This window comes from Micromonospora sp. WMMD712, assembly GCF_029581295.1.
Lineage (GTDB): Bacteria > Actinomycetota > Actinomycetes > Mycobacteriales > Micromonosporaceae > Micromonospora > Micromonospora carbonacea.
This window is the reverse complement of sequence record NZ_CP120743.1, coordinates 2600577-2612886: the sequence shown is the minus strand read 5'-3', so window position 1 is coordinate 2612886 and position 12310 is coordinate 2600577. Positions and strand designations below refer to the sequence as shown.

At 76.0% G+C, this 12310-nt stretch carries 11 protein-coding genes; 8 read left to right on the top strand and 3 right to left on the bottom strand.

What is annotated here, in order from left to right; genetic code table 11:
- Positions 1–40: 40 nt before the first annotated feature.
- Positions 41–838 (top strand): alpha/beta hydrolase, encoded by a 798-nt coding sequence (locus O7633_RS10930; RefSeq protein WP_282327659.1) that lies wholly within the window; start codon positions 41–43, stop codon positions 836–838.
- On the opposite strand, the gene O7633_RS10925 is transcribed toward O7633_RS10930, so the two are convergent.
- Positions 810–1478, bottom strand: a complete 669-nt coding sequence (locus tag O7633_RS10925; RefSeq protein WP_278128475.1) for a dihydrofolate reductase family protein — start codon at positions 1476–1478, stop codon at positions 810–812. The genes O7633_RS10930 and O7633_RS10925 overlap by 29 nt on opposite strands.
- A 66-nt stretch (positions 1479–1544) precedes the next feature.
- Here O7633_RS10925 and O7633_RS10920 point away from each other — a divergent pair, with 66 nt between their 5' ends.
- The 3 genes from O7633_RS10920 to O7633_RS10910 all read left to right on the top strand — a co-directional run bounded on the left by O7633_RS10920 (position 1545) and on the right by O7633_RS10910 (position 3953).
- Entirely contained in the window at positions 1545–2144 is a 600-nt protein-coding gene (locus O7633_RS10920) for a TetR/AcrR family transcriptional regulator (RefSeq protein ID WP_282327656.1), read from the top strand.
- A gap of 66 nt (positions 2145–2210) precedes the next feature.
- The gene (locus O7633_RS10915) at positions 2211–2690 is read left to right on the top strand and encodes a GNAT family N-acetyltransferase (RefSeq protein ID WP_282327655.1); all 480 of its coding nucleotides are present in this window, start codon (positions 2211–2213) and stop codon (positions 2688–2690) included.
- 111 nt (positions 2691–2801) lie between these two features.
- Positions 2802–3953 carry a polysaccharide pyruvyl transferase family protein gene (locus tag O7633_RS10910; protein ID WP_282327654.1) on the top strand — a complete coding sequence of 384 codons (1152 nt, stop codon included), beginning with the start codon at positions 2802–2804 and terminating at the stop codon, positions 3951–3953.
- 109 nt (positions 3954–4062) lie between these two features.
- On the opposite strand, the gene O7633_RS10905 is transcribed toward O7633_RS10910, so the two are convergent.
- Complete coding sequence (locus tag O7633_RS10905) at positions 4063–4269, bottom strand: hypothetical protein (RefSeq protein WP_282327653.1); 207 nt, start codon at positions 4267–4269, stop codon at positions 4063–4065.
- A gap of 159 nt (positions 4270–4428) precedes the next feature.
- Between O7633_RS10905 and O7633_RS10900 the strand changes: the two genes are divergently transcribed.
- From O7633_RS10900 to O7633_RS10890, 3 genes are all read left to right on the top strand, one after another.
- Complete coding sequence (locus O7633_RS10900) at positions 4429–4950, top strand: DinB family protein (protein WP_282327651.1); 522 nt, start codon at positions 4429–4431, stop codon at positions 4948–4950.
- 110 nt (positions 4951–5060) lie between these two features.
- On the top strand, positions 5061–8474 hold the full coding sequence (locus tag O7633_RS10895) for a DEAD/DEAH box helicase (RefSeq protein ID WP_282327649.1): 3414 nt from the start codon (positions 5061–5063) through the stop codon (positions 8472–8474).
- Positions 8471–9523, top strand: a complete 1053-nt coding sequence (locus O7633_RS10890) for an SWIM zinc finger family protein (RefSeq protein ID WP_282327647.1) — start codon at positions 8471–8473, stop codon at positions 9521–9523. Before O7633_RS10895 ends, O7633_RS10890 begins: the two co-directional genes overlap by 4 nt.
- On the opposite strand, the gene O7633_RS10885 is transcribed toward O7633_RS10890, so the two are convergent.
- Complete coding sequence (locus tag O7633_RS10885) at positions 9492–9749, bottom strand: DUF3040 domain-containing protein (RefSeq protein WP_043967006.1); 258 nt, start codon at positions 9747–9749, stop codon at positions 9492–9494. The genes O7633_RS10890 and O7633_RS10885 overlap by 32 nt on opposite strands.
- Before the next feature lie 443 nt (positions 9750–10192).
- Between O7633_RS10885 and O7633_RS10880 the strand changes: the two genes are divergently transcribed.
- The gene (locus O7633_RS10880) at positions 10193–12289 is read left to right on the top strand and encodes a DUF1800 domain-containing protein (RefSeq protein WP_282327645.1); all 2097 of its coding nucleotides are present in this window, start codon (positions 10193–10195) and stop codon (positions 12287–12289) included.
- Positions 12290–12310 lie beyond the last annotated feature (21 nt).

Genomic DNA, 12310 nt, shown 5'->3' with positions numbered 1-12310 from the left:
CCGGGAGCGGGAGGGGCGGACGGAGCCGGAGGTGGCCGGGGTGAGCTACGCGGAGGTCAACGGCCTGCGGCTGTGGCACGAGGTGCGCGGCTCGGGCCGCCCGCTGGTGCTGCTGCACGGGGGTTACGGCACGGCGGAGTCGTTCGGCCCGATCCTGCCGGCGTTCGCCGGCCGGCGGCGGGTGGTGACGGTGGACCTCCAGGGGCACGGCCGCACCGCCGACGTGGACCGTCCTTTGCGGTTCGAGACGATGGCCGACGACGTCGCCGCGCTGATCCGCCACCTGGGCCTCGGCGAGGCCGACGTGCTGGGCTACTCGCTGGGCGGCGGGGTGGCGCTGCGGATGGCGATCCAGCATCCCGCGCTGGTGCGCCGCCTCGTGGTGGTCTCCGCGCCGTGCCGCAGCGGGGGATGGTATCCGGAGGTGCTGGCCGCGATGGCGGCCCAGGACGCGGCGACGGGGGAGCGGATGCGGGGCACCCCGCCGCACGAGCTGTACGCCCGGGTCGCCCCCCGCCCGCAGGACTGGCCGGCGCTGTGGGCGAAGACGGGGGAGCTGCTGCGCCGCGGCTACGACTGGTCGGCGCAGGTCGCCGCCCTGGCGAAGCCGACCCTGCTGGTCTTCGCCGACGCCGACTCGGTCCCGACCGGCCACGTGGCGGAGTTCTTCGGGCTGCTCGGCGGCGGCCACCGGGACGCCGGCTGGGACGGCAGCGGTCGCCCCGCGTCGCGGCTGGCCGTCCTGCCGGGCCTGACCCACTACGAGATGCTCGACTCGCCCGCGCTGCCCGCCGCCGTGCTGCCGTTTCTCACCGCCCCGGTGCGCCCTCCGCAGTGACGCCCGCCCGCTCCGATGCCGCCGGGTCCGCCGCGCCGGCTGCCGCCGACGACGGGGCCGGCTCGGCGGCGTAGTGCAGGAGGACCAGGCCGCTGTCGAACGACCGCGTGCCGGTCAGCGTGAACCGGTGCGCCGCGAAGCCCCGGGCGGCCAGCGGGATGCCGCTGCCGGCCACGATCGGGTGCAGCTTGACGACGAGCTCGTCCACTTCGGGCAGGAGTTGCCCGGCGAGGTCCCCGCCGCCGCAGAGCCAGATGTCGCCCCCGGGTCGCCCCTTCAGCTCGCGGACGAAGGCCACCGGGTCGCCGGCGACGACCTCCGGCCCGGTGCCGGCCGACGGGGGCAGCGACCGGGAGAAGACGTACTGCCGCAGGTGGGCGTACGGGCTGGTGATGCCGACGCGCAGCGCCGGGTCGTAGGTGGCACGCCCCATCAGCACCGCGTCGAAGCGGCCGGTGGGCCGGTCGATGCCGAGCTGCGGGTGGCTGAACGTGGGGAAGGTCTGCGGCCATCCGGCGGTGAGGTGGGCGGCCACGTCCGGCTCCAGGGGGAGGAAGTCGTAGGACCCGTCGGGGGCCGCGATGAAGCCGTCGAGGGTGCTGGCCACGTAGTACACGAGCTTGCGCAAGGGGACTCCCATCAACCACTACTGTTGTCGTGGTTGGAACGTACTACACCTGTCGTGGTTGTTGCTACCGTGTGCACCATGGCCCGGAACCCCCAACGACGCGCCCTGCTCGCCGACGCCGGGCTGCGCGTGCTCGCCGCCGCCGGAGCGCGGGGCCTCACCCACCGCGCCGTCGACGCCGAGGCGGGCGTGCCCACCGGCACCGCCTCCAACTACTTCCCCACCCGCGACGCGCTGCTCGGCGCGCTCGGCGAGCGGGTCTTCGAGCGGTACGCCCCCGACGAGGCCGTCCTCGCCCGGCTCGCCGCCCGCGAGCCCTCGGTCGACCTCACCACCGACTACGTCCGCTACATCGTCGAGCGCACCACCCGCGAGCCGTACGTCACCCGGGCGCTGGTCGAGCTGCGGCTGGAGGCGGCCCGCCACCCCGAGCTGGGCCGGGGCCTGGCCGAGGTGCTCCGCCGGGGGTACGCCGACGACGTCGCGTTCCACGCCGCCGCCGGATTACCGGGTGGCGCGTTCGAGATCGCCCTGCTCCACTATGCGGTGGACGGGTTGCTGCTCGACCTGCTCACCACGTCGATCGACGCCGGCTTCGACGTCGACGAGGTGGTCTCCGCCCTGGTGTCCCGCCTCGTCGGCGGCGCCGCCCCGCGACCCGGGGCCGCCGGCGACTGACGGCGGTCCGCCCGGGCGCGGCGGGCGGCGCGCCCCCGGCCGTCCCGAGGAACCCGAAGGAGTCGCGTGTCGCTCACCCTCGCCCCGATGACCGACGACCAGCTCGCCCGCCTGCGGGTCGGGCTCGAACAGTCGTACGCCGAGAACCTCGCCGAGGCCCGGCGCCTGTCTCCGGAGGCGGCCCGGGCCGAGTCGCTGGCCCAGATCGGCCGGCTGCTGCCCGACGGGGTGGCCAGCCCGGGCGTCCTGCTGCGGGTTGCCCTGGTCGACGGCGAGGAGGTCGGCTGGATCTGGCTCACCCTGCCCGACGCCGACCGGCCGACGATGGCCTGGATCCACAACATCGAGGTGCACCCCGCCCACCGGGGGCGAGGGCACGCGCGGCGGATGATCCGGCTCGCCGAGGCCGAACTCGCCCGGCTCGGCGTGGACCGGCTCGGGCTGAACGTGTTCGGGCACAACACCGTGGCGATCCGGCTCTACGACAGCCTCGGCTTCCGGGTCGCCGCCCAGCAGATGGTCAAGCCGCTGCCACCGCCGGGCTGACCGCTCCCGCCGCGCTGACCCGCGCCGGCCCCTCGCGGAACGGGACGTGTGCCCCCGCGGTCAGCGGGAAACCCACCCGGAACGCGCATCCTGCGGGGAGGAGCGAGGCCAATGAGGGACCGCACCGCACCGACGATCGGCGTGCTCGGCTCGTACGGCGGTCGTAACCTCGGCGACGAGGCGATCCTGAGCGGCCTGCTGGCCGACCTGCGCTCACACGAGCCCGACGCGCGGATCATCGTCTTCTCCCGCAATCCGGCGCACACCGCCAAGGCACACCCCGATGTCGAGGCGGTGCCGTGGGAGGGGGTCAGCCGGGTCGACTCGGCCGAGGTGCTGGCCGAGCTGGACCTGCTGATCCTCGGCGGCGGCGGCATCCTCTACGACCGGGAGGCGCGCCGCTACCTGCGGGTCGTGCGGGTCGCCCAGGAGCGGGGGCTGCCCCTGCTCACGTACGCGGTCGGGGTGGGGCCGCTCAGCGACGGGGTGGACACCGGGATGGTGCGGGAGACCCTGGCCGGCGCCACCGAGGTCACCGTGCGGGACCAGGAGTCCCGGATGGTGCTGGAGGAGGCCGGGCTGCTCAACCCGATCACGGTGACCGCCGACCCCGCGTTCCTGCTGGAGCCGGAGGAGTTCCCCGCGCACCTGCTGCGCGAGGAGGGCGTGCCGAACGGCAAGCGGCTGGTGGGGCTCAGCGTGCGGGAGCCGGGCCGGGCCGCCGAGCGGCTCGACGTCGACGGCTACCACCGGCTGATCGCCCAGATCGCCGACTTCCTCATCCACCGGATCGACGCCCACGTGCTCTTCGTGCCGATGGAACGCGACGACATCCGGCACTCGCACGGCGTGATGTCGCACATGACGGCCGCCGACCGGGGCCGCATCCTGCACGGCGACTACTCGCCCCGGCAGGTGCTGGGGCTGATGCGGCACTTCGACCTCGCCGTCGGCATGCGACTGCACTTCCTGATCTTCTCGGCGATGGTCGGCACCCCGTTCCTGCCCCTGCCGTACGCCGGGAAGGTCTTCGACCTCGCCCAGCGGCTCGGCGTGCCCGCGCTGCGCGGCGTGGAACGCGAGGTCGAGGGGCCGCTGCTTGCCGAGGTCGACCGCCTGTGGGACGAGCGGCAGGCGCGCGCCGCGGAGACCGCCCGCCGGGTGGCGGAGGTCTGCGAGCAGGCCCGGGGCACCTCCCAGGTCACGGGCGCGGTGCTGGAGAGCCTGCGCTCGCGGACCCTGACCCGCGCCGGGGCGGCCTGACCCGTGTCGGGCGGCCTGACCCGCGCCGGGGTGGCGTGACCCGTGTCGGGGTGGCGTGGCCCGTGTCGGGGTGGCCTGACCCCACCACCGCCGCGGTGGCGGTAGGCGGTCAGACGGCTGGTCCCCGCCAGCGGTAGAGCCACCCCTGGTCCCCGCCGACGGTCGACTCCAACTCGTAGATCTCGGCCTCGGCCAGCCCGTGCCCGTCGAGGTGGTGGTGGGTCAGCGGCGGCCGGCCGTTGCTGTCCAGCTCCACCCTGACCGTCTGCCCGTCGGCGGTGCCGCCCGTCAGCGGGATCTCTGCCGTTGCTGCCATGGGCCCATCCTGCCCCGGCCACGGACGCCCCGTAGGGCCGTCACCCGGAGATCTTGGTGATTTTCGGCCCCTATGGGGGCACTTTCGTACCAAGATCTACGCCGGGCGGGGCCGTCGCGCGGGGCAGCACGACCAGAATCGGACACGTAGGGTGCGGAGATGGCGGAGATCAAGATCGACCCGACCCTCGGCCCCGTGCTGGCGCGCACCGGCGACGAACGCGCGGTGCTCGAATCCTTCCTCGACTTCCACCGGGGCATCGTGCTGCGCAAGGTGGCCGGGCTCTCCGACGCCGACGCCCGTCGCCGGCTGGTGCCCTCCCGCACCACCCTCGCCGGCCTGGTGAAGCACCTGACGCTGGTGGAGCGGAACTGGTTCCCGGCCCTGCTCGCCCCCGGGCCGGGCGACGTCCACGTCACCGGCGAGGCGGATGCGGCGGACAGCTTCACCCTCGACGGGTCCGACACCGTCGAGTCCCTGGTGGCCGGCTACGAGCGGGCGTGCGCCCGGTCCCGGGAGGTCGCGGCGCGCTTCGACCTCGACCACATGGTGCCGCAGCCGCAGCTCGGCGAGGTCTCCCTGCGCTGGATCCTGACGCACATGATCGAGGAGACGGCCCGGCACGCCGGGCACGCCGACATCCTGCGCGAGCTGACCGACGGCTCCACCGGCGCGATCTGACCACCGGCGGCCCGGGTGAACGGCCGGTGGCAGGTGTTCACCCCGGCCCGGTGCCCCGGTGGCCCCGTCGGGCCCGGCTATCCTCGGGGGTCGTCGGCGGAGGGGGAGCGGTGCTGGTCGTCCACGGGGCGTGGCTGCCCGGCGCGGGGCTCGTCGTCTGGGCGGAGGACAGCGCCCTGCCCCCGCAGGCGCCCCGCCGGCCGGGCCGGGCCCCCCGCGAGCGCCCCCACCCGTTCGCCGCCGACCACGCGGCCCTCGCCGCCGCCCTGGCGAGCGCCGGGCCGCAGACCGGCACCCCCTCGGCCCGCCCGGCGAGCGCCGGGCCGCAGCGCCCGGGGTCGCCGAGCACACCGCCACAGGGCACGGGACCCCAGGCCCCGGCTCCCGCCGAGACCGGGTCGGTGCTGCTGCGCCTGCCCACCCGGGCCGGCTCGCCGGCCGACTCCCCGGAACTGGTCCGCCCGGCCGTCGCCGAGCCGGGCCGGGGGCCGGTCACCCTCGCCGGCTGGCGCGCCCCCGCCCTCCGGTACGCCCCGGCGGAAGCGCTCGCGCTGCTGCGCGCTGCCGGTGACCGGGCCGGGGTGCCCGGCGCGACGCTGCGGCACCTCGCGGAGCTGGCCGGGTTCGCCGTCGACCTGGTCCGCCGGGGCCGGGTCCTGCCCGGCGTGGCCGGAGCACCCGAGCCCCGACCGACCGCCTTCCGTCCACTCGACGGTGTCTCCGCCGCGCCGCGCACCGCCGGTGCGGCGCGGCTCGCCGGTCGGGCCGCCGGGCGCACCGGGACCGGGGCGGGCGGGGTGCGTGCCGCCCGCCCGGGTCGCGCCGGCGCGGCGGGGGCGCGGGCGGTGTGGCGGCCCCTGCTCACCGGCGCCGACGCCGCCTGGGCCCGGTCGCTCGCCCTCGCCCTGCCCCCGGCCGGGCGGGCCGCTGCCGCCGACGTGCCGGCCGGGGAACTGGTCGCCGACGCCCTCGACGCGCTCACCGACGCCGCCGCGCGGGCGGCGCTGACCCGGACCGTGCTGACCCAGGGCGGCCGCCGGAGCGGCGCGGTGCCGGCCTGGCTGGCGGCGCTCACCGCGCCGGACGGCGGGTTCACCGCCGAGCGGGCCGCCCTCGACGCGCTCGCCGCCGAGCTGGACGACTGGCAGCGGGACGCGGCCGGCGGCGCGGTCCGGGCCAGCTTCCGCCTGGTGGAGCCGGCCGTCGACCCGGTCGCCGACGCCCTGGCCGCCGCGCTGGACCCGACCGCTGCCACCGCCACCCCCGTCGTCACCACCGCTGCCACCGCTGCCACGGCCACCGCTGCCACCGCCGGCGACGACGCCGGTGGTCCGGGCGGCGGCGCGGAGACCGGCTCCGACGCCGGGCGCTGGCGGGTGGAGTTCGGGCTCCAGGCCGCCGACGAGCCGGGACTGGTCGTGGACGCCGGGGACGTCTGGCGGTCCCCGCGCACCCCGCCCGGCCTCGCCGGCCGGCTCGACTCGCCACAGGAGACCCTGCTCGCGGAGCTGGGCCGGGCCAGCCGGCTCTGGCCCGAGCTGGACACCGCCCTGCGTACGGCGACGCCGGAGGCGCTGGAGCTGGACGTCGAGGGCGCGCACCGGTTCCTGCGCGAGGGCGCGCCGGTGCTGCACGCCGCCGGGTTCGGGGTGCTGCTGCCCGGGTGGTGGCGGCGGCCGTCGGCGCGGCTGGGCGCGCGGTTGCAGGCGCGCAGCCGTACCGCCCCCGGCACGGTCGCCGCCGCCGACGGCGGGTTCGGCCTGGACGCCCTGGTCGACTACCGGTGGGAGGTGTCCCTCGGCGACGAGCCGATCTCCGCCGCGGAACTGGCCGCGCTGGCGGAGCTGAAGACCCCGCTGGTGCGGCTGCGCGGGCGCTGGGTCGAGCTGGACCCGGGGCGGCTGGCCGCCGGGCTGCGGCTGCTGCGTTCGGCGGGCGAACTGACGGTGGCCGACCTGCTGCGGCTCGGGCTGGCCGAGGCCGACTCCGCCGACACGCTGCCGGTGCTGGAGGTCGTCGCCGACGGCGCGCTGGGCGACCTGCTCGCCGGGCAGGCCGAGCGCCGCCTCGTCCCGCTGGACCCGCCGCCGACCTTCGCCGGGACGCTGCGGCCGTACCAGCGGCGCGGGCTGGCCTGGCTGGCGTTCCTCCAGTCGCTCGGCCTGGGCGGGGTGCTCGCCGACGACATGGGGCTGGGCAAGACGGTGCAGCTGCTCGCGTTGCTCGCCGGGGACCCGCCGGACGCCGGCCCGACCCTGCTGGTCTGTCCGATGTCGCTGGTCGGCAACTGGCAGCGGGAGGCCGCCCGGTTCACCCCGAAGCTGCGCGTACACGTGCACCACGGTGCCGAGCGGGCGCGGGGCGACGACTTCGCCGCGGCCGTGCACGCGGCGGACCTGGTCCTCACCACCTACTCGGTGGCCGCCCGCGACGCGGTCGACCTCGCCGGCATCGACTGGCACCGGGTCGTCGTCGACGAGGCCCAGGCGATCAAGAACGCCTCGACCCGGCAGGCGGAGGCCGTGCGGGCGCTGCCGGCCCGGCACCGGATCGCGGTCACCGGCACGCCGGTGGAGAACCGGCTCGCCGACCTGTGGTCCATCATGCAGTTCGCCAACCCCGGCCTGCTCGGCCCGGCCGCCAGCTTCCGCAAGGCGTACGCCGAACCGATCGAGCGGCACGGCGACGCCGACGCCGCCGAGCGGCTGCGCCGGATGACCGGCCCGTTCGTGCTGCGTCGGCTCAAGACCGACTCCGCCATCATCTCCGACCTGCCCGAGAAGCTGGAGATGGAGGTGCTGTGCAACCTCACCGCCGAGCAGGCGGCGCTCTACCGGGCGGTGGTGGACGACATGCTGGCCCGCATCGAGTCCACCGACGGCATCGAGCGGCGCGGCCTGGTGCTGGCGGCGATGACCCGGCTCAAGCAGGTCTGCAACCATCCCGCCCAGCTCCTGCACGACGGCTCCGCCCTGCCCGGCCGCTCCGGCAAGCTGGCCCGGCTGGAGGAGATCCTCGACGAGGTGCTCGCGGCGGGGGAGAAGGCCCTGCTGTTCACCCAGTACGCCGAGTTCGGCGGGATGCTGCGCGGGCACCTGTCGGCCCGGTTCGGCCGCGAGGTGCTCTTCCTGCACGGCGGGGTCGGCAAGGCCGACCGGGACGCGCTGGTGACCCGGTTCCAGTCCGACGCGGGGCCGCCGCTGTTCGTGCTCTCCCTCAAGGCCGGCGGCACCGGGCTCACCCTCACCGCCGCCAACCACGTCGTGCACGTCGACCGGTGGTGGAACCCGGCGGTGGAGGACCAGGCCACCGACCGGGCGTTCCGCATCGGCCAGCGGCGGCGGGTGCAGGTCCGCAAGTTCGTCTGCGCCGGCACCGTGGAGGAGAAGGTCGCCGCGATGATCGCCGAGAAGCGGAGCCTCGCCGCGTCCGTGGTGGGCACCGGCGAGCAGTGGGTCACCGAGCTGTCCACCGAGCGGCTGCGCGAGCTGTTCGCCCTGGAGTCCGGGGCGGTGGTCGAGTGACCGGCCCGTTCGCCGACTACGGCAGGCCCCGCCGCGTCGAGGGCGGGCTGCGCGCCCGCAGCACCCGGGGCGCGATCGGCCGGTCCTGGTGGTCGCGCCGGTTCCTGGAGGTGCTGGAGTCGTTCGCGCTGGGCACCCGGCTCACCCGGGGCCGGTCGTACGCGCGGGCGGGCCAGGTGCTCGACCTCCACGTCGCCCCCGGCGTGGTGACCGCCCGGGTGCAGGGCTCGCGTCCCCGGCCCTACCAGGTGCGGATCGCGGTGGAGCCGTTCCCGGCGGCGCGGTGGGAACGGCTGGAGGCGGCGCTCGCGGCGCAGGCGTTCTTCAGCGCCCGGCTGCTCGCCGGCGACCTGCCGGCCGAGCTGGAGGAGGTGTTCGCGGCCACCGGCGCGCCCCTGTTCCCGGCCGGCGTCGACGAGCTGGACCAGCACTGCTCCTGCCCCGACCACGCGGTGCCGTGCAAGCACCTGGCCGCGACGTTCTACCTGCTCGCGGAGGCGTTCGACGCGGACCCGTTCGAGCTGCTGCACTGGCGGGGCCGCCGCCGCGCCGACCTGTTGGACCGGCTGCGGGCCCTGCGCGCCGCCGCCGGCCCAGGACGGGACGACTCCGACCCGGGGCGGGACGACGGCAGCGGCGGGACCGCCGCGCCGGCGTCCACCGGGGACGGCCGGGACGCGGCGCGCACGCCCGGCGACCAGGGCGCGCCGTCCACGGGCGACGGTCGGGCCGTGCCGGCCGTCGGCGCCGCGCGGGCGCTCGCCCCGCTGCCCGCCGCGCCGCTCGCCGACGCGGTCGACCGGTTCTGGGTCGCGCCGGTGCCGCTGCCGGACCGGCCGCCGAGTCTGGCGGCCGCGCCGGACCTGCTGCTGCGGCAGCTCGGCGCACCGGCGGCCGGGCTCGGCGGCCCCGGCCTGACCGAACGGCTGGGCCGGGCGTACCGGGAGTTCGGCCGGTTCCGCCCGGAGGCCGACCGCCCGGAGGCCGACCGCCCGGAGGCCGCCGACGAGGGGGCGGCTACCACCAGCGGCGGCGGAACCGCCACATGACGGCGGCGTTGGCCAGCAGCACCGCCGCGAAGATCGCCCCGGCCGGTCGGCCGGCCAGGACGGTCGCCGCCGGCAGCGAGGCCCACAGCACGACGGTCAACAGCATCAGGTACCGGCCGCGACGGGCCCGGGCCCGATGGTCCAGGCGGGCGAAGAACTCCGGGTCGCTCTCCCGGAGCTGACGGGTGATCTGTTCGAACCTGCGCTGATCCTCTTTGCTGAGCATGGCGGTGCCTTCCCCTCACGCGTTCAGCGGTTCGGCGGCATACCCGCTGTGGTGGCGGCTCACGCGCTCCTGCTGCTGCTACTTTCGGCGGAGCGGGTGCGCCGCCGGCCCGCGCGGCACCTGAGCGCCCGCTTATCCCCGACTTAAGTTTCCCTGTGGCAAGCAACGGCGTGGCCGGCCGGCCGGCCGGGCCGAAATGTCGCGGCCAGGGCCGGCGGGTTCGCTTCCGCCCTGCTGGGGACGCCGGCGGCGGCAGGGCCCGGACCGGATGGCCCGGCGTCGGCGTTGAGCGCCGTCTTAAGTGCCCTCCGCGGCCCTTCCGCAGCGTCTTGAAGCCGTCTCCCCCCGTCGTTAACTTCCTGGGAACTCCTTGGGCAACAGTCGCCGCACCCGCCCCACCCCCGGGCTGGGCCTCCGGCGCTTGACGAAAACGGGATTGGTACATGGCCGACCAGAACGTGCCACCGCGCCGACCGCGGGACGACCGCGCCTGGGACGGGCGACAGCACCCCAGCCCGGACGCCTACCGCGAGCACGGACCATCCACCGCCTACGGACCCACCGGCCACCAGCCGGGCCAGCTCCCGTACCACCAGGCCCCGTACCCCGGCCGCCCGCAGCCCGCGTACCCGACGGTCGCCGCGGCGGACCACGACGCGGCCCGCCGGGGCCCGCGCTGGGTGGGCCCCGACGGCCTCGGCGGGCCCGCGCGCCCCGACGGCCCCGGACTGCCCAACCTGGACGACGACGGCGACCCCGGCCGACGGGTGGGCCGCCGCCGCGCCCTCGCCGCGCTCGGCGGCACCGCCGCCGTGGTGGCCGGCGGCGCGGCCCTGGCGATGACCCCGCAGGTACGCGGCCTGCTCGACCTCGGCGACGCCCCGATCGGCGACGCCACCGGCACCACCGTCACCGACGGCAGCTCCGTGCGCCCCGGCGGCCAGCAGCCCAGCACCGTGCGCACCTACACGGAGCAGAACGAGAGCTACATGGGCTCCCGGGCCGGCGCGGCGCTGAAGCGGAACACGCCCACCGGTGGCCGCACCTTCTCCGGCCCGGCCGCCGCCGCCGAGGCGACCGAGGTGACGGTCAAGACGGTGCTCGCCAAGGACCCGGTGCGGCACCTGGCCAGCCGGGCCACCTTCGGCGCCACCCCGAAGCTGCTCGCCGACATCAAGCGGATGGGCATCGACGCGTGGGTCCGCCAGCAGCTCGAACCCGAGAAGATCGCGCCCAGCGCCGCCGAGCTGAAGCTGTCCGAGCTGCCCACCCTCAAGCTCAGCCCGCAGCAGCTGCGCGACCAGCGCGACGCGCTCAACGAGCGGGGCGCGCAGCCGGAACGCGAGCTGGTCGACGCCACCATCGCCCGGCAGATCTGGTCGGAGCGCCAGCTCCTCGAGGTGATGGTCGACTTCTGGAACGACTTCCTGCACGTCGCCGCCGACTTCGACGGCGGCGAGATCTACCGGGCGTCCTTCGACACCGACGTCGTGCGCAAGCACGCGCTGGGCAGCTACCCGGAGATGCTGGTCGCCGCGAACAGGCACCCCGCGCTGCTGCTCTACCTCAACCAGAACGACTCGCGCGCCGACGCGGTCAACGAGAACCTGGCCCGGGAGAACCTGGAGCTGTACTCCGTCGGCGTCGACGGCGGCTACACCGAGAAGGACGTGCGGCAGGCCGCCCTGCTCCAGACCGGCCGGGGCGTCAACGACGGGCAGTACGTGTTCCGCCCCGAGCGGCACTACCTGGGCAAGGTGAAGATCCTCGGCTTCAGCCACGCCAACGACTCCGACGACCCGAAGAAGGCCGACGCGGCCATCGACGCGTACATCGCGTACATCGCGCTGCACCCGTCGACCGCGAAGTACGTGGCGCAGAGCCTCGCCACCCGGTTCGTCTCGGACACCCCGCCGAAGTCCCTCGTGGACCGGCTCGCCAGGACGTACGCGGCGAACAAGGGCATGATCAAGCCGATGCTGATGACGCTGTTCAGCTCCTCGGAGTTCTGGGCGTCGGTCGGCCAGAAGGTGCGCCGCCCGCTGGAGTACCTCGTCGCCACGTACCGCAGCCTCGGCGTGTCCCCGCAGGCGTCGCCGGCCTTCCAGCAGGGCGACAACCGGCGCACCGCGTTCGCGCAGGGGCTGCGGCAGGTCCAGGACAAGATGCGCGAGCTGGGCCAGTATCCGATGGGCCAGCCCACCCCGGACGGCTACCCCGACGTCTACGTCGCCTGGACCTCCGCCGGCACCATGGTCAACGGCTGGAACGAGGCCGGCGAGCTGCTCGGCGGCCGGCGCACCCAGTTCACCTACACCCCGCCGGAGAAGCTGGTCGCGAAGCCGCCGGCCACCGCCGGGGCGTACGTGGACGCGCTGGCCCAGCGCCTCGTGCACCAGAAGCTCAGCGCCCGGGAACGGGAGCTGATCCTCGACGTGGCCGGCGTCTCGGCGGGCACCCGGGTCGACGCCACGTTCGACGGGGCCGTCGCCGCCGTCGCGCGGGCGATCCTCGCGTCCCCCCAGCACCACCTGCGGTGAGGCACCCGATGGAGAAGCCGA

Coding starts and splice junctions, on each gene's coding strand:
- O7633_RS10925 (WP_278128475.1), bottom strand. CDS start 1,478: ATGGGAGTCCCCTTGCGCAAGCTCGTGTACTACGTGGCCAGCACCCTC.
- O7633_RS10920 (WP_282327656.1), top strand. CDS start 1,545: ATGGCCCGGAACCCCCAACGACGCGCCCTGCTCGCCGACGCCGGGCTG.
- O7633_RS10910 (WP_282327654.1), top strand. CDS start 2,802: ATGAGGGACCGCACCGCACCGACGATCGGCGTGCTCGGCTCGTACGGC.
- O7633_RS10905 (WP_282327653.1), bottom strand. CDS start 4,269: ATGGCAGCAACGGCAGAGATCCCGCTGACGGGCGGCACCGCCGACGGG.
- O7633_RS10900 (WP_282327651.1), top strand. CDS start 4,429: ATGGCGGAGATCAAGATCGACCCGACCCTCGGCCCCGTGCTGGCGCGC.
- O7633_RS10885 (WP_043967006.1), bottom strand. CDS start 9,749: ATGCTCAGCAAAGAGGATCAGCGCAGGTTCGAACAGATCACCCGTCAG.
- O7633_RS10880 (WP_282327645.1), top strand. CDS start 10,193: ATGGCCGACCAGAACGTGCCACCGCGCCGACCGCGGGACGACCGCGCC.